This is a genomic window from Psychrobacter sp. PL15 (assembly GCF_035984995.1).
In the GTDB taxonomy this organism is placed as follows: Bacteria; Pseudomonadota; Gammaproteobacteria; order Pseudomonadales; family Moraxellaceae; genus Psychrobacter.
The window spans coordinates 1-1038 of the sequence record NZ_JAXCIB010000037.1 but is presented as its reverse complement, the minus strand read 5'-3'; the positions used below and the strand labels follow the sequence as shown (position 1 = coordinate 1038).

The 1038-nt window shown below is 48.8% G+C and carries 1 protein-coding gene; it reads right to left on the bottom strand.

Going from position 1 to position 1038, the window contains the following annotated elements; translation table 11 throughout:
- Window positions 1–52: 52 nt before the first annotated feature.
- Window positions 53–997: an IS5 family transposase gene (locus RCH20_RS12460; protein ID WP_327193829.1), complete on the bottom strand. Its 945-nt coding sequence runs from the start codon at window positions 995–997 to the stop codon at window positions 53–55.
- Window positions 998–1038 lie beyond the last annotated feature (41 nt).

Genomic DNA, 1038 nt, shown 5'->3' with positions numbered 1-1038 from the left:
GGCCTTGTTGCGCAACTTAAGTTTAACCTAACACTTTCTATGGAATCAGCGATTAGACCGCAACCGTCACCGGCATACCAAGCATTGTCCATCGATTAAGCACAGCTATCCTAAGGTGTACCTCCGCCACCTGAGCATCAAACCTTCTTGCCATTAACCGATCCCCCAAACGCTTTAAGCGGAACATTGCCGTTTCAACCAGACTACGCCTGTGATAACCCACTCGCTGTTTCCATAGCGTTGTTGTCAGCTCATGGCAGTCTTTCACCGCCTGATTACGCACCCTATCCCCTTGATGCTTAGGGGCTTGCCAAATAACGGCATTGCTTCTTGGTGGGATAATCGCACGAGCTTTTTTGTCAGCAATGCGTTGATGGCTGTCTTTGGTGTCATAAGCGCCATCTGCGGTCACTGAGCGCAATGGCGTATCAGTCGGTATTTGCTCTAATAAGTCGCTGAGCATACTGGAGTCACCCACGTTGCTTGTGGTGACGCCAACGGCTCTAACTTGCTGAGAGTCAGCATCAATGCCGATATGGACTTTACGCCATTGCCGACGGCTTTGGTTGCCATGTTTCTTATGGCACCATTCGCCGGTGCCCACTATTTTGATGCCGGTAGAGTCGATGAGCAAATGAAGTCCATTGGGTGCTGGTTGATAAGGTATGGTGATGTCGATGTCTTTTTGACGACGAGATAGGGTGCTGTAATTTGGTGCGTTCCAGTCAAGCTTTGCAAGGGTGATGATGCTTTGCATAAAGCCTTGGGTTTGCCGTAATGGCAGATTAAACAGCACTTTGAGGGTGAGACAGGTTTGGATGGCGATGTCACTGAACGTATGGTTTCGCCCCGATTTGCCATTAGGTTCGGCATGCCATTTGGTGTTAGGATCTATCCAAAAGGTGAGGTTGCCTCTGTTTATCAGGGCTTGGTTGTAGTCGCGCCAGTTGGTGGTGCGGTACTTCTTCTTGTCGGCGGCAGGAATATGTGGTTTCATCTCTTTATAATATCAAATATAAGTGCTTATGCAACAAGGCC